Source organism: Vibrio sp. ECSMB14106 (assembly GCF_000972265.1).
Taxonomy (GTDB): domain Bacteria; phylum Pseudomonadota; class Gammaproteobacteria; order Enterobacterales; family Vibrionaceae; genus Vibrio; species Vibrio kanaloae.
Map to the genome: position 1 here is coordinate 1 of NZ_LAUM01000036.1, position 23,937 is coordinate 23,937.

General features: G+C 45.0%; 19 protein-coding genes. 13 read left to right on the plus strand and 6 right to left on the minus strand.

The window, feature by feature from the left end; all coding sequences use genetic code 11:
- Positions 1-279: 279 nt before the first annotated feature.
- From secE to rpoC, 8 genes are all read left to right on the plus strand, one after another.
- Positions 280-657: a preprotein translocase subunit SecE gene (gene secE, locus WR49_RS18595; protein WP_017055920.1), complete on the plus strand. Its 378-nt coding sequence runs from the start codon at positions 280-282 to the stop codon at positions 655-657.
- Positions 658-670: 13 nt separating this feature from the next.
- A complete protein-coding gene (nusG, locus tag WR49_RS18600) occupies positions 671-1,219 on the plus strand; it encodes a transcription termination/antitermination protein NusG (protein ID WP_017055919.1) in 549 nt (182 codons plus the stop codon).
- 213 nt (positions 1,220-1,432) lie between these two features.
- Positions 1,433-1,861, plus strand: a complete 429-nt coding sequence (gene rplK / locus WR49_RS18605; protein WP_026084318.1) for a 50S ribosomal protein L11 — start codon at positions 1,433-1,435, stop codon at positions 1,859-1,861.
- Between the two features lie 4 nt (positions 1,862-1,865).
- The gene (gene rplA / locus WR49_RS18610; RefSeq protein ID WP_017055917.1) at positions 1,866-2,570 is read left to right on the plus strand and encodes a 50S ribosomal protein L1; all 705 of its coding nucleotides are present in this window, start codon (positions 1,866-1,868) and stop codon (positions 2,568-2,570) included.
- Between the two features lie 250 nt (positions 2,571-2,820).
- The gene (gene rplJ / locus WR49_RS18615) at positions 2,821-3,315 is read left to right on the plus strand and encodes a 50S ribosomal protein L10 (RefSeq protein WP_010435550.1); all 495 of its coding nucleotides are present in this window, start codon (positions 2,821-2,823) and stop codon (positions 3,313-3,315) included.
- Between the two features lie 57 nt (positions 3,316-3,372).
- Positions 3,373-3,741 carry a 50S ribosomal protein L7/L12 gene (rplL, locus tag WR49_RS18620; protein WP_017055916.1) on the plus strand — a complete coding sequence of 123 codons (369 nt, stop codon included), beginning with the start codon at positions 3,373-3,375 and terminating at the stop codon, positions 3,739-3,741.
- A gap of 234 nt (positions 3,742-3,975) precedes the next feature.
- A complete protein-coding gene (gene rpoB / locus WR49_RS18625) occupies positions 3,976-8,004 on the plus strand; it encodes a DNA-directed RNA polymerase subunit beta (RefSeq protein ID WP_046225004.1) in 4,029 nt (1,342 codons plus the stop codon).
- A gap of 91 nt (positions 8,005-8,095) precedes the next feature.
- Complete coding sequence (gene rpoC, locus WR49_RS18630) at positions 8,096-12,298, plus strand: DNA-directed RNA polymerase subunit beta' (protein WP_046225005.1); 4,203 nt, start codon at positions 8,096-8,098, stop codon at positions 12,296-12,298.
- 315 nt (positions 12,299-12,613) lie between these two features.
- Here rpoC and WR49_RS18635 read toward each other — a convergent pair whose 3' ends face one another.
- A complete protein-coding gene (locus WR49_RS18635) occupies positions 12,614-13,111 on the minus strand; it encodes an Rsd/AlgQ family anti-sigma factor (protein ID WP_032547880.1) in 498 nt (165 codons plus the stop codon).
- Positions 13,112-13,275: 164 nt separating this feature from the next.
- On the opposite strand from WR49_RS18635, the gene nudC reads away from it, so the two are divergent.
- Complete coding sequence (nudC, locus tag WR49_RS18640; protein ID WP_017055912.1) at positions 13,276-14,082, plus strand: NAD(+) diphosphatase; 807 nt, start codon at positions 13,276-13,278, stop codon at positions 14,080-14,082.
- A 300-nt stretch (positions 14,083-14,382) separates the two neighbouring features.
- Positions 14,383-15,450, plus strand: a complete 1,068-nt coding sequence (gene hemE / locus WR49_RS18645; RefSeq protein ID WP_046225006.1) for a uroporphyrinogen decarboxylase — start codon at positions 14,383-14,385, stop codon at positions 15,448-15,450.
- 103 nt (positions 15,451-15,553) lie between these two features.
- Here hemE and WR49_RS18650 read toward each other — a convergent pair whose 3' ends face one another.
- Together WR49_RS18650 and WR49_RS18655 are read right to left on the minus strand one after the other, a co-directional pair.
- On the minus strand, positions 15,554-16,147 hold the full coding sequence (locus WR49_RS18650) for a uracil-DNA glycosylase family protein (RefSeq protein ID WP_046225007.1): 594 nt from the start codon (positions 16,145-16,147) through the stop codon (positions 15,554-15,556).
- The gene (locus WR49_RS18655; RefSeq protein ID WP_046225008.1) at positions 16,147-17,073 is read right to left on the minus strand and encodes a D-2-hydroxyacid dehydrogenase; all 927 of its coding nucleotides are present in this window, start codon (positions 17,071-17,073) and stop codon (positions 16,147-16,149) included. The genes WR49_RS18650 and WR49_RS18655 overlap by 1 nt, the downstream gene beginning before the upstream one ends.
- Before the next feature lie 71 nt (positions 17,074-17,144).
- Here WR49_RS18655 and WR49_RS18660 point away from each other — a divergent pair, with 71 nt between their 5' ends.
- Positions 17,145-17,732 (plus strand): YjaG family protein, encoded by a 588-nt coding sequence (locus tag WR49_RS18660; RefSeq protein WP_017055908.1) that lies wholly within the window; start codon positions 17,145-17,147, stop codon positions 17,730-17,732.
- Between the two features lie 80 nt (positions 17,733-17,812).
- Here the strand turns inward: WR49_RS18660 and WR49_RS18665 are convergent, their stop codons facing one another.
- Positions 17,813-18,961 carry a CNNM domain-containing protein gene (locus tag WR49_RS18665; RefSeq protein ID WP_017055907.1) on the minus strand — a complete coding sequence of 383 codons (1,149 nt, stop codon included), beginning with the start codon at positions 18,959-18,961 and terminating at the stop codon, positions 17,813-17,815.
- 270 nt (positions 18,962-19,231) lie between these two features.
- On the opposite strand from WR49_RS18665, the gene hupA reads away from it, so the two are divergent.
- Together hupA and WR49_RS18675 are read left to right on the plus strand one after the other, a co-directional pair.
- Positions 19,232-19,504 carry a nucleoid-associated protein HU-alpha gene (gene hupA, locus WR49_RS18670; RefSeq protein WP_004729753.1) on the plus strand — a complete coding sequence of 91 codons (273 nt, stop codon included), beginning with the start codon at positions 19,232-19,234 and terminating at the stop codon, positions 19,502-19,504.
- Positions 19,505-19,551: 47 nt separating this feature from the next.
- A complete protein-coding gene (locus WR49_RS18675) occupies positions 19,552-20,250 on the plus strand; it encodes a DUF1481 domain-containing protein (protein WP_046225009.1) in 699 nt (232 codons plus the stop codon).
- A 169-nt stretch (positions 20,251-20,419) separates the two neighbouring features.
- Here the strand turns inward: WR49_RS18675 and purD are convergent, their stop codons facing one another.
- Together purD and purH are read right to left on the minus strand one after the other, a co-directional pair.
- On the minus strand, positions 20,420-21,709 hold the full coding sequence (purD, locus tag WR49_RS18680) for a phosphoribosylamine--glycine ligase (protein WP_046225010.1): 1,290 nt from the start codon (positions 21,707-21,709) through the stop codon (positions 20,420-20,422).
- Between the two features lie 327 nt (positions 21,710-22,036).
- Positions 22,037-23,629 carry a bifunctional phosphoribosylaminoimidazolecarboxamide formyltransferase/IMP cyclohydrolase gene (gene purH / locus WR49_RS18685; RefSeq protein WP_046225011.1) on the minus strand — a complete coding sequence of 531 codons (1,593 nt, stop codon included), beginning with the start codon at positions 23,627-23,629 and terminating at the stop codon, positions 22,037-22,039.
- Positions 23,630-23,937: the final 308 nt, after the last annotated feature.

Below are 23,937 nucleotides of genomic sequence, written 5' to 3' on the forward strand. Positions count from 1 at the left end.
TCCGCGAAGGTGGCCGTACTGTTGGTGCTGGTGTTGTAGCTAAAATCTTTGCATAAGATTTGACGAACCACTAGTAAAAAGGGCATCATTTGATGCCCTTTTTCTGCGCTAAAAAAAGAGTTGAGCGATTTGGCATCAATTTCGACTCTTAGCAAGGAATTAAACGGTCTTTTTGGCTAAAATGACTGTTAGATGTGTTGTTTTGCAACGCAAAGGAATGTGCCCTGCAACAGCGGGGTTATTGTCGTCTATATTTAAGGCTTGTCACAGGTTGGTTTTATGAAAGCAAACGCTGAAACTCCTGATAGCTCAAGTGCAGCAGATACAATGAAGTGGATTGTCGCTTTTGTTCTGTTGGCTGCTGCTGTTGTGGGTAATTACCTGTATGGTGAATTGTCTGTTGTGATTCGCGCTGCAGGTGTAGTTGTGCTGATTGCTGCCGCACTAGGCGTTGCAGCAACAACAACTAAAGGTAAAGCTGCGATCGATTTTGCAAAAGAATCTCGAATGGAGATTCGTAAAGTTGTTTGGCCTACTCGCCAAGAAACTATGCAAACTGCATTGATCGTTTTAGCTGTATGTATTGTTATGTCTCTAGTGCTTTGGGGAATTGACGGCATTATGGTCCGTCTAGTTTCTCTAGCAACTGGGGTGTAGAGGGTTCTGATTCATGAGTGAAGCTCCAAAAAAACGTTGGTATGTAGTTCAAGCCTTTTCTGGCTTTGAAGGTCGTGTTGCTCAGTCGCTACGCGAGCATATTAAAATGCACAACATGGAAGAATTCTTTGGTGACGTTTTAGTACCTACTGAAGAAGTAGTGGAAATGCGTGCAGGTCAACGCCGTAAAAGTGAACGTAAATTCTTCCCTGGCTACGTCTTAGTTCAAATGATCATGAATGATGAATCATGGCACTTAGTACGCAGCATTCCGCGTGTTATGGGCTTCATTGGTGGTACCTCTGATCGTCCTGCACCAATCACTGATAAAGAAGCTGATGCTATTTTGAACCGTCTAGAGAAAGCGAGCGAGTCTCCACGTCCTAAGACAATGTTCGAAGCGGGTGAAGTGGTTCGTGTGAACGATGGTCCATTTGCTGATTTTAACGGTACTGTTGAAGAAGTAGATTACGAGAAAAGCCGTATTAAGGTATCTGTATCGATCTTTGGTCGTGCAACACCGGTTGAGCTTGAATTTGGTCAAGTCGAAAAACTGGATTAATACTCTTACCTTTTGAGCAAGTTGTGGATAAATAGTTTATAAGCTGTTCAAAATCAAAGAGTATAAAAAATCACCTTTTTAGGGTTGTTAAAGGCGCGAATTATGATTATAATTTCGCGCCTTTTTGCTTCTATGGAAGCGGGAAAGAGTTAATTGAAATTATGGGGAGCTTGCTTGACGGCTGGCGCATGTACCCAAATATTAGGAAATATCATGGCTAAGAAAGTTGAAGCTTATATCAAACTGCAAGTTGCAGCTGGTATGGCAAACCCAAGTCCACCGGTTGGTCCTGCTCTAGGTCAACACGGCGTGAACATCATGGAATTCTGTAAAGCGTTCAACGCAAAAACAGAATCTGTTGAGAAAGGTCTACCTACTCCAGTAGTTATTACTGTTTACAACGACCGTTCTTTCACGTTCGTAACTAAGACTCCACCTGCTGCTGTTCTTCTTAAGAAAGCTGCTGGCGTTAAGTCTGGTTCTGGTCGTCCAAACACTGAAAAAGTGGGCACTGTAACTGACGCTCAAATCCAAGAAATCGCAGAAACTAAAGCTGCTGATATGACTGGTGCTGACATCGAAGCAATGAAGCGTTCTATTGCTGGTACTGCTCGTTCAATGGGCCTAGTGGTAGAGGGATAAGATCATGGCAAAACTTACTAAGCGTATGCGCGTAATCCGCGACAAAGTTGATTCAACTAAAGAATACGAGATCAACGAAGCTGTTGCTCTTCTTAAAGAACTAGCAACTGCTAAGTTCGTTGAGTCTGTAGACGTTGCTGTTAACCTAGGCATCGATGCTCGTAAATCTGACCAAAACGTTCGTGGCGCAACTGTGTTACCTCACGGTACTGGCCGTGACATCCGCGTTGCTGTTTTCACTCAAGGTGCAAACGCAGAAGCTGCTAAAGCTGCTGGCGCAGATATCGTTGGTATGGAAGATCTTGCTGAGCAAGTGAAAAAAGGCGAAATGAACTTCGACGTAGTTGTTGCTTCTCCAGATGCAATGCGTGTTGTTGGTCAACTAGGTACAATCCTAGGTCCACGCGGCCTTATGCCAAACCCTAAAGTTGGTACTGTAACTCCTAACGTTGCTGAAGCGGTTAAGAACGCTAAAGCTGGTCAGGTTCGTTACCGTAACGACAAGAACGGCATCATCCACACTACTATCGGTAAAGCATCTTTCGAAGCTAACCAGCTTCAAGAGAACCTAGAAGCACTTCTAGTTGCTCTTAAGAAAGCTAAGCCTTCTTCAGCTAAAGGTTCTTACCTGAAGAAAGTAAGCATCTCGACTACGATGGGTGCTGGTGTTGCTGTTGATCAAGCTAGTCTTGATACTCAAGCAAACTAATTTGCTTAGGCGCAGATTTAGTGTATACTTCTGCGCCTAATATTTGTGGTTGGGTGGTTTTAAAGCAATTTGAAATTATCTATCCCAAGACCGTAGGCGCTATCGATTTTCATTAGATTGTTGATGGCTTAATAAAACCTACGTAGGCGATGTTGTGGTTTGAAATGAATTTATTCATTTTTAAATAACATCGTAAACGCTCAATACATTTTGTATTGGGTGCTGTAATCACAACCAGAGGTTAATCCAAATGGCTTTAAATCTTCAAGACAAAAAAGCAATTGTTGCTGAAGTCAACGAAGCTGCCAGTGGTGCACTTTCTGCAGTTGTAGCTGATTCTCGTGGCGTTGAAGTTGGCGCAATGACTTCTCTACGTAAACAAGCTCGCGAAGCGGGTGTTTACATGAAAGTTGTTCGTAACACACTAGCACGCCGTGCGGTTCAGGGTACAGACTACGAGTGTCTAGTAGACACTTTCACTGGTCCTACTCTGATCGCATTCTCTAATGAGCACCCAGGTGCTGCAGCGCGTCTTTTCAAAGACTTCGCTAAAGAGAATAAAGATTTCGAGATCAAAGCTGCTGCATTTGAAGGCGCAGTTACTGATGCTGAAGTACTAGCGACACTACCAACTTACGACGAAGCAATTGCACGCCTAATGATGTGCATGAAAGAAGCTTCTGCTGGCAAGCTGGTTCGTACTATCGCTGCTGTTCGCGACCAAAAAGAAGAAGCTGCGGCATAAGCCTTGCTTTTCACTGGTTGCTATTTAAACTTATTGTTGACTTAAAAGAGAATTGTTATGTCTATTACTAACGAGCAAATCCTAGACGCAGTTGCAGAAATGTCTGTAATGCAAGTTGTTGAGCTTATCGAAGCTATGGAAGAGAAATTCGGCGTTACTGCAGCAGCTGCTGTTGTAGCTGGCGGCGCTGCTGGCGGCGAAGCTGCTGCTGAGCAAACTGAATTCGACGTTATCCTAACAGGTGCTGGCGCTAACAAAGTACAAGTTATCAAAGCTGTACGTGGCGCAACTGGCCTAGGTCTTAAAGAAGCTAAAGGTCTTGTAGACTCAGCTCCTGCAGCGCTTAAAGAAGGCGTTGACAAAGCTGAAGCTGAAGCTCTTAAAGCACAGCTAGAAGAAGCTGGCGCTTCTGTTGAAGTTAAGTAATTACTACTTAATTTCATAGCCGAAAGGCTAATGGCTGGTGGTTAATTAACCACCGGCCTTTTTGCGCTGTAGGGCTATGACGAAATTTCCGCTGTTTAACCGTCATAATCCGAGCAAAAAAACAGTCATTTTTTCGAAATGATTGTTCACTACAGTAAACAGCTGTTTGTCACCACCCCCTCTGAAGAGTGTTTTGGGTGGTTTGGGTCACTTATCAGCGAGCTGAGGAACCCCATGGTTTACTCTTATACCGAGAAAAAGCGCATCCGTAAGGATTTTGGTACTCGTCCACAAGTTTTGGACATTCCATACCTACTATCGATCCAGCTTGATTCTTTCGACAAATTCATCGAACAGGATCCTGAAGGTCAATACGGTCTTGAAGCTGCTTTCCGTTCTGTATTTCCAATTCAGAGCTACAACGGCAATTCTGAGCTGCAATACGTTAGCTACCGTCTTGGTGAGCCAGTTTTTGACGTTAAAGAATGTCAAATCCGCGGTGTTACTTACTCAAAGCCACTACGCGTAAAACTACGTTTAGTTATCTTTGATCGAGACGCACCAGCAGGTACTGTAAAAGACATTAAAGAACAAGAAGTCTACATGGGCGAAATTCCGCTTATGACAGACAATGGTACTTTCGTAATTAATGGTACCGAGAGGGTTATCGTATCCCAGCTGCACCGAAGCCCAGGCGTGTTCTTCGACAGTGATAAGGGTAAGACTCACTCATCAGGTAAAGTTCTTTATAACGCACGTGTAATTCCTTACCGTGGCTCATGGTTAGACTTTGAGTTCGATCCTAAGGATAACTTATTCGTACGTATCGACCGTCGTCGTAAACTACCAGCATCGATTATTCTTCGTGCACTTGGTAAATCGACTGAAGAGATCCTTGATCTGTTCTTCGACAAAGTGAACTTCGAAGTTAAAGACCAAACTCTTCTTATGGAGTTGGTTCCTGATCGTCTACGTGGTGAAACTGCGTCATTCGACATCGAAGCAAACGGCAAAACTTACGTTGAGACTGGTCGTCGTGTTACTGCTCGCCATATCCGTCAACTTGAAAAAGATGGCGTTGAGCACATCGAAGTACCAGTAGAGTACATCGTTGGTAAAGTTGCATCTAAAGATTACATCAATGAAGCAACTGGCGAGATCATCGTTGGCGCGAACCAAGATATTAGCCTAGAAGCACTTGCTAACCTGTCTCAAGCAGGCCACAAGGCTCTACAAACTCTGTTCACGAATGACCTAGATCACGGTCCATTCATGTCGGACACTCTACGTGCCGATAGCACAGTAGATCGCATCTCTGCATTGGTAGAAATCTACCGCATGATGCGTCCTGGCGAGCCACCAACGAAAGAAGCTGCAGAATCATTGTTCGAAAGCCTATTCTTCTCTGAAGATCGTTACGACCTATCAACTGTAGGCCGTATGAAGTTCAACAGCTCTATCGAGCGTGAAGAAGAAGAAGAGCGCGGTACTCTGGATGAATCAGACATCATCGAAGTGATGAAGAAACTGATTGGTATCCGTAACGGTATTGGTGAAGTGGACGACATCGACCACCTTGGCAACCGTCGTATCCGTTCTGTTGGTGAAATGGCAGAAAACCAATTCCGTGTTGGTCTAGTTCGTGTAGAACGTGCCGTAAAAGAGCGCCTAAGCCTTGGTGACCTTGACGCAATCATGCCTCAAGACCTTATCAACGCTAAGCCTATCTCTGCTGCAGTGAAAGAATTCTTTGGCTCTTCACAGCTTTCACAGTTCATGGACCAAAACAACCCATTGTCAGAAGTTACGCACAAGCGTCGTATCTCTGCTTTAGGTCCCGGTGGTCTTACTCGTGAGCGCGCAGGCTTCGAAGTACGTGACGTTCACGTAACTCACTACGGTCGTCTATGTCCGATCGAAACGCCTGAAGGTCCAAACATCGGTCTAATTAACTCGCTATCTGCGTTTGCACGTTGTAACGATTACGGTTTCCTAGAAACTCCGTACCGTCGTGTTGTGGATGGTGTAGTAACAGAAGAAGTTGATTACCTGTCTGCAATCCAGGAAGGTCAATTCGTAATCGCGCAGGCAAACACTGTTCTTACAGAAGAAGGTACGTTTGCAGATGAGCTAATCACAGCTCGTCAAAAAGGTGAATCAGGTCTTCACCCTCGTGATCACGTTGACTACATGGACGTTGCGACAAACCAAGTAGTATCTATCGCTGCTTCGCTTATCCCGTTCCTAGAACACGATGATGCGAACCGTGCATTGATGGGTGCGAACATGCAACGTCAAGCAGTACCAACACTTAAGGCTGATAAGCCTCTAGTCGGTACTGGTATTGAACGTAACATCGCCGTTGACTCTGGTGTTACAGCGGTTGCTAAGCGTGGTGGTCAAGTTCAGTCTGTAGACGCTTCTCGTATCGTAGTTAAGGTTAACGAAGATGAATTGGTACCTGGCGAAGCTGGTATCGATATCTACAACCTAACTAAGTACACGCGTTCGAACCAAAACACATGTATTAACCAACGTCCAACTGTACTTCCTGGTGAACCAGTTGCACGCGGTGATGTTCTTGCTGATGGTCCTTCAACTGACCTTGGTGAACTAGCTCTTGGCCAAAACATGCGTATCGCGTTCATGCCTTGGAACGGTTACAACTTCGAAGACTCGATCTTAGTATCTGAGCGCGTAGTTCAAGAAGACCGTTTCACGACAATCCACATTCAAGAACTATCTTGTGTGGCTCGTGATACTAAGCTGGGCTCTGAAGAGATCACAGCTGATATTCCAAACGTAGGTGAGTCTGCTCTGTCTAAACTAGACGAGTCAGGTATCGTTTACATTGGTGCTGAAGTTAAGGGTGGCGACATCCTAGTTGGTAAAGTAACCCCTAAAGGTGAAACTCAACTGACTCCTGAAGAGAAGCTACTACGTGCGATCTTTGGTGAGAAAGCATCTGATGTTAAAGATACTTCGCTACGTGTACCAAACTCTGTTTCAGGTACTATCATCGATGTACAAGTCTTCACTCGCGATGGCGTAGAGAAAGACAAGCGTGCACTTGAGATCGAACAGATGCAGCTTAAAGAAGCTAAGAAAGACCTAACTGAAGAGTTCCAAATTCTTGAGGGTGGCCTTCTTAACCGTGTTAAAGCTGTACTTCTGTCTGGTGGTTACTCTGAAGCTAAGCTTGATACTATCGGTCGTAAGCAATGGTTAGAGCAAGTTCTAGAAGATGACGCGCTACAAACACAGCTTGAGCAACTTGCTGAGCAGTGGGATGAGCTAAAAGCTGACTTCGATAAGAAGTTTGAAACTAAGCGTCGTAAAATCACTCAAGGTGATGATCTAGCGCCTGGCGTTCTTAAGATTGTTAAAGTTTACCTAGCGGTTAAACGTCGTATCCAGCCTGGTGATAAGATGGCCGGTCGTCACGGTAACAAAGGTGTAATCTCTAAGATTAACCCTGTTGAAGACATGCCATACGATGAGAAAGGTCAGCCTGTAGACATCGTACTTAACCCACTGGGTGTACCATCGCGTATGAACATCGGTCAGATCCTAGAAGTACACTTAGGTTTGGCTGCGAAAGGTATCGGTGACAAGATCAACCAAATGGTTAAGGAACAGCAAGAACTGCATAAGTTCCGTGAGTTCCTACAGAAGGTTTATGATCTTGGTGATACTCGTCAGAAAGTTGATATTGCAGAACTGTCTGATGATCAAGTTCGTACACTGATTAAGAACCTACGTGGCGGTCTACCGATTGCTACTCCTGTGTTCGACGGTGCTTCTGAGCCTCTAATCAAAGAACTACTTAAACTGGGTGATCTGCCAGAATCTGGTCAGCTTAAACTGTTTGATGGTCGTACTGGTGATTCGTTTGAGCGTCCTGTAACTGTTGGTTACATGTACATGCTGAAACTAAACCACTTGGTTGATGACAAGATGCATGCTCGTTCGACGGGTTCTTACAGCCTAGTAACTCAGCAACCACTTGGTGGTAAAGCTCAGTTCGGTGGTCAGCGTTTCGGTGAGATGGAAGTATGGGCACTAGAAGCATACGGTGCTGCATATACTCTACAAGAAATGCTAACAGTTAAGTCAGATGACGTTAACGGCCGTACTAAGATGTATAAGAACATCGTAGACGGTAACCATAGCATGGAACCTGGTATGCCTGAGTCGTTCAACGTACTGTTGAAAGAGATTCGCTCGCTAGGTATCAACATCGAGCTAGAAGACGAAGAGTAATCCCTCCTCTTTTTAAAAGAAGATAGGATTATTTGGTAAAAGGGAGCTTGCTACAGCAGTGAGCTCCTTTAACTCCTTACAGGAGCTGAATGTGAAAGACTTATTAAACTTTCTAAAAGCACAGCATAAGACCGAAGAATTTGATGCAATCAAAATCGGTCTATCTTCACCAGACATGATTCGTTCATGGTCTTTTGGTGAAGTTAAAAAGCCGGAAACAATTAACTATCGTACGTTCAAACCTGAACGTGATGGTCTGTTCTGTGCACGTATTTTTGGTCCAGTTAAAGACTATGAATGTCTTTGTGGCAAATACAAGCGCCTGAAGCACCGTGGTGTTATCTGTGAGAAGTGTGGCGTTGAAGTTACACAAACTAAAGTTCGTCGTGACCGAATGGGCCACATCGAGCTAGCTTCACCAGTGGCTCACATCTGGTTCCTTAAATCACTACCGTCTCGTATCGGTTTGTTAATGGATATCCCTCTACGTGATATCGAGCGTGTTCTTTATTTCGAAATGTACGTAGTAACTGAACCAGGTATGACTGATCTAGAAAAATCTCAGATGCTTACTGAAGAAGAGTATCTGGATCGCCTAGAAGAATGGGGTGACGAATTCACTGCTAAGATGGGTGCTGAAGCGATCAAAGATCTGCTTTCAACAATGGACCTTCATCAAGAAGTGGAAGAAATGCGTGAAGAGTTAGAAACAACTAACTCAGAAACTAAGCGTAAGAAAGTTACTAAGCGTTTGAAGCTAGTGGAAGCGTTTATTGCATCGGGTAACGATCCGCAATGGATGATCCTAACTGTTCTTCCGGTACTTCCGCCAGATCTACGTCCTCTAGTACCTCTAGATGGCGGTCGTTTTGCGACTTCAGATCTGAACGACCTTTATCGTCGTGTGATCAACCGTAACAACCGTTTGAAGCGCCTTCTAGAGCTAGCGGCTCCAGACATCATCGTACGTAACGAAAAGCGTATGTTGCAAGAGTCTGTTGATGCCCTTCTAGATAACGGTCGTCGTGGTCGTGCAATTACAGGTTCGAACAAGCGCCCTCTGAAATCTCTTGCTGATATGATCAAGGGTAAACAAGGTCGTTTCCGTCAAAACCTTCTAGGTAAACGTGTAGACTACTCTGGCCGTTCTGTAATCACAGTAGGTCCATACCTTCGTCTACATCAGTGTGGTCTTCCTAAGAAGATGGCGCTAGAGCTATTTAAGCCGTTCATCTACAGCAAGCTAGAAACTCGTGGCATGGCTACGACTATCAAAGCAGCTAAGAAGATGGTAGAGCGTGAAGAAGCTATCGTTTGGGATATCCTAGATGAAGTTATCCGTGAACACCCAGTACTGCTTAACCGTGCACCTACACTTCACCGTCTAGGTATCCAAGCGTTTGAACCAGTACTAATCGAAGGTAAAGCGATTCAGCTTCACCCACTTGTGTGTGCGGCATACAACGCCGACTTCGATGGTGACCAAATGGCGGTACACGTGCCTCTAACTTTAGAAGCACAGCTTGAAGCACGTACACTGATGATGTCGACGAATAACATTCTGTCGCCAGCGTCAGGTGATCCGATCATCGTACCTTCTCAGGACGTTGTATTGGGTCTTTACTACATGACTCGTGAAAAGATCAATGTGAAAGGCGAAGGTATGTACCTTGCTGGCCCTGAAGAGGCTGAGAAGGCATACCGTACTAAGAGTGCAGAGCTACACGCTCGCGTTAAAGTTCGTATCACTGAGACCGTAGTAGACGAAGATGGTAACAGCACTACTGAAACGAAGATGGTTGATACAACTGTCGGCCGTGCAATGCTATGGCAAATCGTTCCAGCTGGCCTACCGTACAGCATCGTTAACCAAAAGTTAGGTAAGAAGCAAATTTCTACCCTTCTTAACGAAGCGTACCGTAAGCTTGGTCTTAAAGACACAGTTGTATTCGCTGACCAAATCATGTACGCAGGTTTTGCATACGCGGCACTTTCTGGTGTTTCTGTCGGTATCGACGATATGGTTGTACCTCAAGCGAAATACGACGAAATTGAATCTGCTGAAGAAGAAGTTCGTGAAATCCAAGAGCAATTCCAATCTGGTCTTGTTACTGCGGGTGAACGTTACAACAAAGTTATCGATATCTGGGCATCTACGAATGACCGCGTTGCGAAAGCAATGATGGATAACCTATCTTCTGAAACCGTTATCAACCGTGACGGTGAAGAAGAACAGCAAGAATCGTTCAACAGCATCTACATGATGGCCGACTCGGGCGCACGTGGTTCTGCAGCTCAGATTCGTCAGCTAGCGGGTATGCGTGGTCTGATGGCGCGTCCAGATGGTTCAATCATCGAAACGCCGATCACTGCGAACTTTAAAGAAGGTCTAAACGTCCTTCAGTACTTTATCTCAACGCACGGTGCTCGTAAGGGTCTTGCGGATACTGCACTGAAAACAGCAAACTCGGGTTACCTAACTCGTCGTCTAGTAGACGTTGCTCAAGACGTTGTAGTACACGAACATGACTGTGGTACGCAAGAAGGTATCGACATGATGCCTCACATCGAAGGTGGTGACGTTAAAGTTGCACTTTCTGAGCTTGCCCTAGGTCGTGTAGTTGCTGAAGACGTTCTTAAGCCTGGTACTGAAGATGTACTGATTCCACGTAATACTCTGATTGATGAGAAGTGGTGTCAAATCATGGAAGACAACTCAGTAGATAGCATGAAAGTGCGCTCTGTTGTTACCTGTGATGCAGACTTCGGTTGTTGTGCGCAGTGTTACGGTCGTGACTTAGCACGTGGTCACCTAGTGAACCAAGGTGAAGCAGTTGGTGTTATCGCTGCACAATCTATCGGTGAGCCGGGTACACAGCTAACGATGCGTACGTTCCACATCGGTGGTGCAGCATCTACTGCAGCAGCAGAGAACAGTATCCAAGCTAAGACTACGGGTACTGTGAAGCTTCACAACGCTAAGTTCGTAATTAACAAAGATAAGAAGCTAGTCATTACTTCTCGTGCATCTGAGATGACGATTATTGATGAGTTCGGTCGTACTAAAGAGAAGCATAAACTTCCTTACGGTTCGATTCTGAGCAAAGCAGATAACGACGCAGTGGAAGCTGGCGAAGTTGTCGCTAACTGGGAAGCTCACACCATGCCAATCATCACTGAAGTGGCAGGTCGCATCCAGTTCGTTGATATGATCGATGGCGTAACCGTTTCTCGTCAAACAGATGATCTGACTGGTCTTTCTTCAAGTGAAGTGACAGACACAGCAGCTCGTCCAGCAGCAGGTAAAGATATGCGTCCAGCAATCAAACTTGTTGACGAGCAAGGTAACGATGTAATGATCCCTGGTACTGATATGCCAGCTCACTACTTCTTGCCTGGTAAAGCGATTGTAAACATTGAAGATGGCGCTGAAGTTGGCATTGGTGACACACTATCTCGTATCCCTCAAAAATCGAGCGGAAACAAAGATATCACCGGTGGTCTACCACGCGTAGCAGACCTATTCGAAGCTCGTAAGCCTAAAGAGCCTGCGATTCTTGCTGAGCACACAGGTACTGTGTCTTTCGGTAAAGAAACGAAAGGTAAACGTCGTCTAGTAATCACTCGTGAAGGCGGTGAAGCTTACGAAGAGATGATTCCTAAGCATCGTCAATTGAACGTGTTCGAAGGTGAGAAGATTGAACGTGGTGATGTAATCGCCGACGGTCCTGAAACTCCACACGATATTCTGCGTCTACGTGGTATCCACGCTGTGACTCAGTACATCGCGAACGAAGTTCAAGAAGTTTACCGCTTACAAGGCGTTAAGATTAACGATAAGCACATTGAAACTATCGTTCGTCAAATGCTACGTAAGTGTACAATCACTCATTCTGGTGACTCTCAGTTCCTACCTGGCGAACAAGTTGAGTATCACAATGTTAAGATTGCTAACCGTAAGCTAGAAGCTGAAGGTAAAGAACTAGTACGTTTCGAACGTGATCTACTAGGTATTACTAAAGCATCTCTTGCAACTGAGTCATTTATCTCAGCGGCATCGTTCCAAGAAACGACTCGCGTACTAACAGAAGCTGCGGTTTCTGGTAAGCGTGATGACCTTCGCGGTCTGAAAGAGAACGTAATTGTTGGTCGTCTGATCCCAGCTGGTACTGGTTTCGCATACCACCAAGAGCGTCAAGCTAAGCGTGAAGAAGAGCAAGACGGTCCTTCAGCTGAACAAGCTACTGACAATCTAGCAGCACTTCTAAATGCTGGTTTCTCTTCAGAAGAGTAAGCTCTATGAGTTGTCTCTAAGAGATAAGAAAAAGGCACCTTCGGGTGCCTTTTTTGTATCTGGCGCATTGGTATTTAGTGATAGGAATAAAACAATAAACTGGATTGGCTTATTTGGTTAATGGACTTGGACATGAGTAGGCTCTGAGCTTTGTTCTTTCAAGCTAACGGCAGGTTGGCTATTAGTGTTGAGCCTGATTTGGCCTATAACCTATACCATCGTTAAAGATTAAAGTAAGAACGAGTAGGTTCTGGTGGATAGTTTGGATTAGCCATAGGCAAAACAAAAAGCTTGCACAGGGGCAAGCTTATAACATTAAGCTCCTGGCGGAACCGCTAGGCTGTCGGCAATTTGCTGTATCAGTTGATCTTCAACTTCAAACCTCACCTCAAGGGTTTCACCAATGAGTGATAAATCACTATCCAAACTTTCTAATGCATCATCAGCATCAATGGCGGCGTACTTATCGGTAAAGTTGAGTAGAGGATCTGTGGTAAGAACGATATGACCATAAGATTGGTTAATCTCGTCTGTTGCTTTGAAGCCTGTAGCCTGCCACTTGTCCATCACCATGTCATAAATTTTGAAATGACCTTCGGAAATGTAATCAACTAGGTGTTGGCTGAATTTTTGAAGCTCTTCAGGAGAGGGTAGTTCTGTTACAGCAGTTGTTTTTGATGATGAAGGCTGTAGAGCGGCAAGCTTACAATACTCAACGATTAGAGACTGTCGAGTGTCGAGCCAATGATCGATGACCTCATTAGAGCCACCCCATTGTTCTTGTACTTTTTTAAATTTATTTAGCATGACCATGTCCTCATGATCTGATCACAACCTTGTGATCAAGTAATTGCCTAAGCAGGGTCCATTTATTGGTATCTACTTAAAGTAATAGCTTGAATTATTATTTGCTACCACTCTAGTATGAAATTAGATTGCCAGTAAAATGAACGAACTGCAAGCAATGAGGGATAGGGATGTTAAAAAGTGATAACAAAATGACAGAGTCAGCTTATTGGTGCGTCGTTTCAGCTAGTGATATTTGGGTTAGTAATGATCAGTTTCCTTACGGTTCTGCTGACGAATTAGGACTGAATGCTGAGTACGCTATCTGTATTGGTCATCACCAAGGGCATAAGGTCTATTGGCTCAATGACTGTGATGTTGAGATCGAACTCGTCATGGTAAACCTAAGAGAGTTACTTCACTGGCCTGAATCTAGTTTCCTCATGGCAAGCAAAGCCATCCAGTATGGGCACATGACTCAGAGTATGCGTTTTTGTCCACAGTGCGGCGGTCGTAATCACCTTAATCACAATCAGGTAGCGATGCAGTGCGGTGATTGTCGGGCGCTTCATTATCCTCGTATCTTCCCGTGCATCATTGTCGCTGTGCGAAACGACAACAAGATACTGTTGGCGCAGCATCCTAGACATAAAACAGGGATGTATACTGTGATAGCGGGCTTCCTAGAGGTTGGAGAAACCTTAGAGCAGTGCGTGGCAAGAGAAGTCAAAGAAGAGACAGGGATCGATGTCAGTAATATTCGTTACTTTGGCAGCCAGCCATGGGCGTTTCCATCGAGTATGATGATGGGCTTTCTCGCTGATTACGCTGGTGGTACGCTTAAGCCTGACTACAGCGAGCTCTCAGATGCTCAATGGTTTGATGTTGCAAGCCTGCCTGATGTGGCTCCAGTGGGAACGATTGCGAGACAATTGATTGAAAAAACAGCCGATGGCGTGATAAAAGGCGAGGTGATTGAGCAGGTGCTCGAGCACTAAAAAGCCTGTGAAAGTATTAGGCCTATAGGTGGCTAAAAGCTAAAAAAAAACCCTCCACAAGTGGAGGGGGTAAGTAAGATGTCGTTATGAGATGCTGAGTAGTAGTTACTCAGATATTATAATTGTAATTTTCGCTAGCAAACAAATTTTTAACATGGTCCTTTAATTGGGTGCAAATTAAGCATTGATTTAAAAGTTAATAACTTGATCTAGGTTGCAAAGCACACAGCTTTTACCCTTCAATCAGTGTTAGAATACTGGCCATCAAAACTAGACAAGATTGAATTGGAATTTAACGGAATGACCGAATTAAAAAACGATCGCTATTTACGCGCACTTTTAAAACAGCCTGTTGATTACACACCAGTGTGGATGATGCGCCAAGCTGGCCGCTATCTTCCAGAGTACAAAGCAACGCGTGCAGAAGCAGGCGACTTCATGTCTTTGTGTAAAAACGCAGAGCTCGCATCAGAAGTAACCCTTCAACCTTTGCGTCGCTTCCCGCTTGATGCAGCAATCTTGTTCTCAGACATCCTAACTATCCCTGATGCAATGGGATTAGGTTTGTACTTTGAAACAGGTGAAGGTCCTAAGTTTGAGCGCCCTATCACGTGTAAAGCTGACGTAGAGAAGATTGGACTACCTGATCCAGAAGGCGAGCTTCAATACGTAATGAATGCCGTTCGTCAGATCCGTAAAGACCTGAAAGGCGAAGTGCCACTGATCGGTTTCTCTGGTAGTCCATGGACACTAGCGACATATATGGTTGAAGGCAGCAGCTCGAAGGCGTTCACCAAGATCAAGAAGATGATGTATGCCGAACCACAGACTTTGCACCTGCTTCTAGACAAGCTGGCTGACAGTGTTATCGAATATCTGAACGCGCAAATTAAAGCGGGTGCTCAATCGGTAATGGTATTTGATACATGGGGTGGTGTTTTGACTCCTCGTGACTACAACCTATTCTCACTGCAGTACATGCACAAAATCGTTGATGGCCTAATCCGTGAAAACGAAGGCCGCCGTGTACCGGTTACTCTGTTCACTAAGAACGGTGGCATGTGGCTTGAATCTATTGCAGCAACTGGTTGTGATGCTGTAGGCCTAGACTGGACAATCAACATCGCAGACGCGAAAGCTCGCATCGGCGACAAAGTTGCTCTGCAAGGTAACATGGACCCTTCTATGCTTTACGCTCAACCAGAACGTATCCGTGAAGAAGTAGGTAGCATTCTTGAAGGCTTTGGCGACGGTGGTACGGGTCATGTATTTAACCTAGGCCACGGTATTCACTTAGATGTGCCGCCAGAAAACGCTGGTGTGTTCGTTGACGCTGTTCACGAACTGTCTAAGCCTTACCACAAGTAATTCTGAGTAAGATGATTGAAAGCGCTGTTGGGAAACCAACGGCGCTTTTTTATTGCCTGCGATTGGCATTTGAGCGCGGTTTAATCTCGTGATGTGCAGTTACTTAGGCATTTGGATCATAGCAAGCTAAATGCTCCGAGATATGTTTTCTGATATAGGGAATGACTTCACTTTCGAACCAAGGGTTCTTCTTGAGCCAAATATTATTACGTGGTGAAGGGTGTGGAAGCGGTAAAAACTCAGGAGCCCAGTTTTGCCAGTTCATCACGGTTTCTGTCAGTGTCTTGGTGGTTCGGTTCTTTAAGTAATAGTTTTGCGCATACTGGCCGATCAACAAGGTCATTTGAATGTTAGGCAGCGACTGCTGCACCTTTTGATGCCATAGTTCAGCACATTCTGGTCTTGGAGGAAGGTCGCCACTTTTTCCTTTTCCCGGATAACAAAACCCCATAGGCACAATCGCTACTTTTTGCTCGTCGTAAAAAGTACCGCGATCTATCCCTAACCATTCTCTTAATCGTTCGCCACTGGCGTCATTCCAAGGGATAGACGATTCATGCACCTTAATCCCCGGCGCTTGACCTATGATCAACAAGCGCGCGTTTGGATGCGCTTGAATCACCGGGTTGGCACCATGTGATAGGTGAGGTTCACAAGCTCGGCATTGTCGAATCTCTTTAAGTAATGAAGAGGACATCAGTAACCTTTATCAAAATCGATGACATGATTAAGTGTAAAGCCATCTCGCCACTGTTTGTAATTCTCTGCGAAGATCTCGACCACTTGTCTTGGCTCACTGAGTGCTGCGATGTGTGGAGTGATGGTGACTTGCGGTAGTTTCCAGAAAGGGTGTTCCTGAGAGAGGGGTTCACTTTCAAACACATCTAAAAATGCGTGCTCTACCCATCTATTTTTTATGGCGATCAACAAGGCTTTGTTGTCTAGACTTTCTCCACGACCGACATTAAACAGCAGCACATTTGAGCAGTAACTTAATGTGGTTTGGTTCAACAACTGATAGGTTTCGGTTGTTGATGGCAAGGTGTTGACCACAATATCGGCCTGCTTAAGGGCTGCCTCTATTTCATTGATGTGGAAAGTCTCTTTAAAGGTCTCTTGCTTTGATGGGATACCGGTACGGTTGACACCTATGGTATGAATACCAAAAGCCGCCGCGGTTTTTGCCAAATGACTGCCGATTGAACCTGTTCCTAAAATCACCATAGTTTTGTCAGTTAGGCTAGTATAAAGCTGTGGTTGCCAGTTTCGTTGTTGTTGATGCTGGTGGTAATGAGGGAAATGTCTACAGTGACTGATTGTGTAACCCAACACGTATTCTGCGATAGCTGGGCCAAAGATGCCTTTGACGTTGGTTAGCGTATAGTCCTGACGCAGATCTGGCTGAGTGAGTCTATTGATGCCAGCATAGGTACTCTGTATCCAGTCTAGCTCTTTAAACTCGCCGAGGCGCTCTGTGATTAGAGGTGGTGATGCCAAGACAATCTGTGCTGATTCGGGGTTTTGAGTGATTTCTAGGTCGGGTAAATCCTGGTTTTGAATCAGCTGCGTATAGGTATTGTCATGCTCTGTAAGAATATAGAGCTTATTCGTAAAATTGTTCATCGGCCTACCTTTTCCATCCTAGGTTTATCAAGTACACTTTCGCTGTCTTTTTCTGCAATTATTGAGTGACTATGCTTCAGAATCCACTGCAGGTTCGTCTTGAAAAGTTAGAACCTTGGCAACAAATTACCTTTATGGCGTGTCTATGTGAGCGTATGTACCCTAACTATGCCATGTTTTGTGAGAATACAGAATTTGCGGAAGCTCGAATCTATCGTGATGTTTTGGATAGCATTTGGGAAATCTTAACGGTTAAAACGGCAAAGGTGAACTTTGAACGCCAACTAGAGAAAGTCGAAGAACTGTTTCCTAGCGCAGATGATTTTGATTTCTATGGTGTTTACCCTGCAATGGATGCATGCCAAGGCTTAGCAACGCTAATTCATGGCTTACTTGATCGTGAACATATGCTTGAAGCTGTGATTAAAGTGAGCCAACAGTCAGTAAAGACAGTTGCTGAGCTTGAGTTTGCGCAGGGCGCTGAAGAAGTGACGAACGAAAATCAGAAAGAAAACGAAGCGGTGTGTGAAGAGTGGGACGTGCAATGGGCCATCTTCAGACCTCTACGTGAAACGACTGAGCGTGACCTAGAGCTTATCAAAGATTTACGCCACGAACTGCGTGAAGACCCAGTGAGTAACATTGGTGTGGCGTTATAATTCGTTATCGTTCGAAAGTACGAATAAAAACAAAGGCTCCCTAAGGAGCCTTTGTTGTCTCTGACGATCTCAAATTTAGATTAAGCGTCTTTTTTCTCTTCTTTCTGTGCTTTGCAATCATCCGCTGGCTTTGAATGTGAGGTATCGTTGTCGGCAAGAGCTTCTTCTAGCTCTTCTTCCTCATCGCGGTTTTCGATAACACCGTGTGTCTCTTTCCACTTTTCCCAACGTTGAAACGCCAATTCTTGCATATCGGTAGTTTTATCCGCTTCGTCAACGATCTCTTCACCGACTAAATGCTCAAAGATGTCTTCTAGGGTAATGATGCCCTGAATCGTACCGTATTCATCAACAACCAAAGACAGTTGCAAACGGTTTGCCATCATTTGCTCGAATGCCTTCGCTAAGCCCATATTGTTCAGTAATACATGGATAGGGCGCATCACATCACCTAGTGCTTTTTCACCACAACCGGTTTGCTGTAGCTTAAACAGTTCCAAGCGGTGAACAAAACCAATGATGTTGTCGCTCTGCTCGCTATAGACCAGAGGACGTGAGAATGGTGTGTCTTTATGTTGTTCTAAGAACGTATTCACATTCATTTCTGCATCGACACGGAACACGACTGGGCGTGGTGTCATCACTTGAGTCACGGGTACATCTTGAATGCCTAGTAGGTTACTTAGAATTTTTGATTCGCCTTCAGCAAATTCACCACTTTCTGTTGCTAAAATAGCCATTGCAGATAGCTCGTCACGCATTTTGGGCGCCTGATGGCCGCGAGCAAGGCGCTTCGTGATCTGCTCAGAAAACCATACAAACGGTGTTAGGAAGAATACCATCCAGCGAAGCACGGTTGATGATGCAGGAGCAAGTTGGCGCCAGTAGGTTGCCCCAATGGTTTTTGGAACAATCTCAGACAAAACCAAAATACCCAAAGTGAGGACGGCAGAGAATACCCCCAACCATTGGCTACCAAAAACAACCGCTGCTTGTGCACCTGCTGTCGCAGCTCCGATAGTGTGTGCAATGGTGTTGAGTGTTAAAATTGACGCGAGTGGACGGTCAATGTCTGTTTTCAGTTTGTCTAATGACTTTGCTGCAGGGTGCCCATTTTGTTTTAGTTGAGCAATGTAGCTCGGACTAATACTCAAAAGTACAGCTTCCAAAACAGAACAAATAAAAGAAACTCCAATAGCAATGGAGACGTAAATAGTTAGCAGCAGCATGTTTGCCCTTAAATTAAATTGTACGCTTTGTCAGCGATTCAGCGTGGATTATAGATAAAAAGTAGTGGTTAGGTCATCATTAATTTCGCGCTCAGCCCCTTTTAAACAAGGGCTTACTCAATAAAATCAGTAACAAATTGTGAGTTATTACTCATATTATGGCTAAAACTGCGGCATTAGAGCTAAAGATCGACGACAAACCTTTGCCAGATGGGGCATTTATGTTTTAGAGTGAATTGAATTCAAAAATACAAAGAAGGGAAACCTAAAATGAACAAGACTCAATTAATCGACTTTATTGCTGAAAAAGCGGACCTTTCTAAAGCACAAGCTAAAGCTGCTCTAGAAGCGACTCTTGGTGGTGTTACAGATGCGCTTAAAGATGGCGATCAAGTTCAGCTAATTGGTTTTGGTACTTTTAAAGTAAACCACCGCGCAGCTCGCACTGGTCGTAACCCAAAAACTGGTGATGAGATCCAAATCGCTGCTGCAAATGTTCCAGCATTTGTTGCAGGTAAAGCGCTGAAAGATTCAGTGAAATAATCTAAACTGTACCGAGGTAGTCGTATTCCACCTCGGTACAGGTTTTTATGAAAAAAGCATTTCTTCTCGTTTCACTGTTATCTACATTTCTCATTGGCTGTTCTTCAACCAGTCCTCGCAAAAACCTAGAGCAATTTGAAACCTACACCGGCGGCCAAGTGATGGGCGACGCGACAAGTTTCTACTGGGTCACCAACAAGCTAACACAACCTCATACTTCAGCTGACTACGTCACTGTGGGCGATTATGGCTGGTACCAAACTGACTATGCTTGGTCGGAAGGAATACTACGTGAGTTCATTCGTGAGGGCGAACTGCGTAATTCATCGAATGAACTTATTCCTTATCGTGTCCATGTACGTTTCAATAAGTCAGGCGAAGCCGTGTATCAACAGTATCGTCTTAACAACAAGATCTTACCTATTCAAACTAAGCAACTGGAGGGCTACCAGAAAGAAGCCAAGTCGGCTCTAGAAACCACAATGAAACAATATGACGAAGGGTTTCGATTGATTCAGGGATACTGGAATGGCAGCTCTTTCGAAACATGCTCTGGCGGTGAGTTTGAGACCTTTGAGTTTAACCAGACTTTGCCAAATTTTGTGATTGACCGATTGGCATCTGTGGAAAGTTATGCGGCATTTCTGGGCAGTGACTCGCTCGATAAAATGACGGTTGAAGAGTTATTGATGCTGGCTGAAGATAGCCATGATTGTGTTGTTAGGCCATCATTGTTGAAAGAATAGCGAGCAATCAAAGGATTGAGAGTGTTTGGTCTACTGTAGGCCAAGTGCTGATTTGTCTGTACAGGCGCAGATTCCTAGAAAGATTGAGTAATAAAAAAGGCGCCTATCGAGGCGCCTTTTGCTGTCATTCGCTTACTGTCATTGGAAAGTAAGCGAATAACAAGATTGATTACTGCTCTTGCTCACGCGCAATCGCACGGTAACCAATGTCATTGCGGTGGAACATACCATTCCAGCTAACTTGCTTCGTTAACGCGTAGGCTCGCTCCTGCGCTTCAGAAACCGTGTTCCCCAGTGCTGTTGCACAAAGTACACGACCACCGTTTGTTACCACATCGCCAGCTTCGTTATTTGTGGTGCCCGCGTGAAATACCTTTTGGCCTTCAACTTCGCTTGTTGGTAGTGAAATAACGTCACCTTTTGCGTAATCGGCAGGGTAACCGCCAGCCGCAAGAACAACACCGATAGAAGCGCGAGGATCCCACTTAGACTCTGCTTCGTCGAGCTTCTCATCGATAGCCATTAGGCAAAGCTCAACAAGGTCTGACTCCATACGCATCATGATAGGTTGCGTTTCTGGATCGCCGAAGCGGCAGTTGTATTCGATAACCTTAGGCGTACCGTCAGCATCGATCATAAGGCCAGCGTAAAGGAAACCAGTGTAAGGTGTGCCTTCTGCGTCCATGCCACGTACTGTTGGGTAGATAACTTCTTCAAGGATACGGTTATGGATTTCTGGAGTCACGACTGGCGCTGGAGAGTAAGCACCCATGCCGCCCGTATTCGGGCCTGTGTCTTTGTCGCCAACACGTTTGTGATCTTGGCTGGTGGCCATAGGAAGAACGCTAGAGCCATCAACCATTACGATGAAGCTTGCTTCTTCGCCTTCAAGAAACTCTTCGATAACCACGCGGCTGCCAGCTTCGCCAAATGCGTTGCCCGCTAGCATGTCTTTGATTGCGTCTTCAGCTTCTTCAAGGGTCATCGCAACGATAACGCCTTTACCCGCCGCAAGACCGTCAGCTTTTACTACTATTGGAGCGCCTTGCTCACGTACGTAAGCGATAGCCGGCTCAATCTCAGTGAAGTTTGCGTAGTAACCCGTAGGGATATCATGGCGAGCTAGGAAGTCTTTAGTGAATGCTTTCGAACCTTCAAGCTGTGCTGCCGCTTGAGTTGGACCAAAGATAGGAAGACCCACTTCGCGGAATGCGTCAACTACACCAATAACTAATGGCGCTTCAGGACCAACGATGGTCAGTTCGATTTTTTTCTCTTGAGCAAACGCTACTAAACCAGCGATGTCTTCAACGCCGATGTTTACGTTCTCAAGCTTAGGCTCAAGGGCAGTACCTGCGTTACCTGGAGCGATGAATACTGTTTCAACGTTTGGGTTTTGTGCTGCTTTCCAACCTAGTGCGTGCTCACGACCGCCGGCACCAATAATTAGTACATTCATGTTTTAAAATCCTTATAGCTGCTTCAGAGCCTTTATTTCTGTGTCAAACATGCTCACTTATGGTCATAAGCTCCGCGTGTTTTCCTTGAACTAAAGTCACTGACTTGCTCTACGTATTTCAAATATCGGAATATTTAAAAAAACAAAATTATAAGTCTTGATCAAAGTAGTTGGTGCTTACGTCATTCAACTATTTGAGGTCTCTTTAAATCAGTGGGAGCGCTAACAAGGCGACAAGCGAGCTTATCCCTATGAGCATAGCCCGCTATGTGATTAGGGTAAGCGAGCGTAGTCAACGCAGTTACCGCCCCAATGATGACAAGAGAATTAGTGGCGGAAGTGGCGCATACCCGTAAAGATCATCGCCATGCCGTGTTCGTCTGCTGCTGCAATAACTTCGTCATCACGCATAGAGCCGCCCGGTTGGATCACACACTTGATGCCAGCTTCTGCTGCCGCGTCGATACCGTCACGGAATGGGAAGAACGCGTCAGATGACATTACACAACCTTCAACCTGTAGACCTTCGTCTGCCGCTTTGATGCCTGCGATTTTCGCAGAGTAAACGCGGCTCATTTGGCCAGCGCCTACACCAATTGTCATATCGCCTTTTGAGTAAACGATCGCGTTAGATTTAACGTACTTCGCTACTTTCCAGCAGAATAGGGCATCTTTTAGTTCTTCAGCTGTAGGTTGGCGCTTAGAAACTACTTTAAGGTCATCTTCAGACACCATGCCTTGGTCGCGGTCTTGAACTAGCAAGCCACCGTTAACGCGTTTCACGTCGAAGCCAGTTGTCTTCGTTGTCCACTCACCACACTCAAGTAGGCGAAGGTTTTTCTTAGCCGCTACGATTTCTACTGCTTCAGCAGAAACAGAAGGTGCAATGATAACTTCAACGAATTGACGCTCAGTGATAGCCGTTGCTGTTGCAGCGTCTAGCTCACGGTTGAAAGCGATGATGCCGCCAAATGCAGATGTTGGGTCTGTTTTGAATGCGCGGTCGTAAGCTTCTAGGATGTCTTCACCTAGTGCGACACCACATGGGTTAGCGTGCTTAACGATCACACATGCTGGTTGGTCGAACTCTTTCACACACTCAAGTGCAGCGTCAGTGTCAGCGATGTTGTTGTAAGAAAGCGCTTTACCTTGAATTTGGCGAGCAGTAGATACTGACGCTTCTTCAGGGGTTGCTTCAACGTAGAATGCGGCTGCTTGGTGGCTGTTCTCACCGTAGCGCATGTCTTGTTTTTTCTCGAACTGTTGGTTGAACGTGCGAGGGAATTTAGACTCGTCATCACCTTCTTTGTTCTCGCCGTAGCTAGGAACCATAGTGCCGAAGTAGTTTGCGATCATGCCGTCGTAAGAAGCCGTGTGCTCGAATGCTGCGATAGCGAGGTCGAAGCGAGTCTCTAGTGTTAGAGATTTCTCGTTCGCGTCCATTTCAGCCACAACACGCTCGTAGTCGTGTGCGTTTACAACGATCGTTACGTCTTTGTGGTTTTTAGCAGCAGAGCGAACCATTGTTGGGCCACCGATGTCGATGTTCTCAACAGCGTCAGCAAGGGTACAACCTTCTTTAGCAACGGTTTCTGCGAATGGGTATAGGTTTACAACAACCATATCGATAGGGTTGATACCGTGAGTTTCCATCACGTCATCATCTTGGCCACGACGGCCTAGAACACCACCATGAACTTTTGGATGTAGAGTCTTAACACGGCCATCCATCATTTCAGGGAAACCAGTGTAGTCAGATACTTCTGTAACAGAGATGCCTTTTTCAGCAAGTAGGCGAGCAGTGCCACCAGTAGATAAGATATCTACACCACGGTTAGCAAGAGCTTGTGCAAATTCAACGATACCAGTTTTGTCTGATACGCTGATGAGAGCGCGGCGAATTGGACGAGCGTTATTCATGCTTCCATCTTCCTCAAATTCATGGGGTTAAAATAAAGATATTTGCCAAAAAAGAACTTGTTTCTATCTTCTCAGCGTGGATTATCTTAGATACCAGTAAGAGATAAAATATTGGCCAGTTTTGGTAAAGACCTTTGGGTTAGTCTTATGATCACGCTATAAGATAACCAACTCCAAATTTGATGGCGCAGATTCTAACTAATTTATTACAAAAAAGCTCGCGCAATCGTTTGGCATCTCAAAATTAATTATGAAAAGTGCCATTTTAGCCTAAAAAGTAACGATAAAGTTAATTGTGCATTAGATGA

Excerpts from the sequence above, each read along its gene's own strand:
- rplA (WP_017055917.1), top strand. The coding sequence starts at position 1,866 with ATGGCAAAACTTACTAAGCGTATGCGCGTAATCCGCGACAAAGTTGAT.
- WR49_RS18665 (WP_017055907.1), bottom strand. The coding sequence starts at position 18,961 with ATGCTGCTGCTAACTATTTACGTCTCCATTGCTATTGGAGTTTCTTTT.
- nusG (WP_017055919.1), top strand. The coding sequence starts at position 671 with ATGAGTGAAGCTCCAAAAAAACGTTGGTATGTAGTTCAAGCCTTTTCT.
- WR49_RS18650 (WP_046225007.1), bottom strand. The coding sequence starts at position 16,147 with ATGTCCTCTTCATTACTTAAAGAGATTCGACAATGCCGAGCTTGTGAA.
- rplK (WP_026084318.1), top strand. The coding sequence starts at position 1,433 with ATGGCTAAGAAAGTTGAAGCTTATATCAAACTGCAAGTTGCAGCTGGT.
- rpoB (WP_046225004.1), top strand. The coding sequence starts at position 3,976 with ATGGTTTACTCTTATACCGAGAAAAAGCGCATCCGTAAGGATTTTGGT.
- WR49_RS18675 (WP_046225009.1), top strand. The coding sequence starts at position 19,552 with ATGAAAAAAGCATTTCTTCTCGTTTCACTGTTATCTACATTTCTCATT.
- WR49_RS18655 (WP_046225008.1), bottom strand. The coding sequence starts at position 17,073 with ATGAACAATTTTACGAATAAGCTCTATATTCTTACAGAGCATGACAAT.
- rplJ (WP_010435550.1), top strand. The coding sequence starts at position 2,821 with ATGGCTTTAAATCTTCAAGACAAAAAAGCAATTGTTGCTGAAGTCAAC.
- WR49_RS18660 (WP_017055908.1), top strand. The coding sequence starts at position 17,145 with ATGCTTCAGAATCCACTGCAGGTTCGTCTTGAAAAGTTAGAACCTTGG.
- purH (WP_046225011.1), bottom strand. The coding sequence starts at position 23,629 with ATGAATAACGCTCGTCCAATTCGCCGCGCTCTCATCAGCGTATCAGAC.
- purD (WP_046225010.1), bottom strand. The coding sequence starts at position 21,709 with ATGAATGTACTAATTATTGGTGCCGGCGGTCGTGAGCACGCACTAGGT.
- WR49_RS18635 (WP_032547880.1), bottom strand. The coding sequence starts at position 13,111 with ATGGTCATGCTAAATAAATTTAAAAAAGTACAAGAACAATGGGGTGGC.
- hupA (WP_004729753.1), top strand. The coding sequence starts at position 19,232 with ATGAACAAGACTCAATTAATCGACTTTATTGCTGAAAAAGCGGACCTT.
- rplL (WP_017055916.1), top strand. The coding sequence starts at position 3,373 with ATGTCTATTACTAACGAGCAAATCCTAGACGCAGTTGCAGAAATGTCT.
- nudC (WP_017055912.1), top strand. The coding sequence starts at position 13,276 with ATGTTAAAAAGTGATAACAAAATGACAGAGTCAGCTTATTGGTGCGTC.
- hemE (WP_046225006.1), top strand. The coding sequence starts at position 14,383 with ATGACCGAATTAAAAAACGATCGCTATTTACGCGCACTTTTAAAACAG.
- secE (WP_017055920.1), top strand. The coding sequence starts at position 280 with ATGAAAGCAAACGCTGAAACTCCTGATAGCTCAAGTGCAGCAGATACA.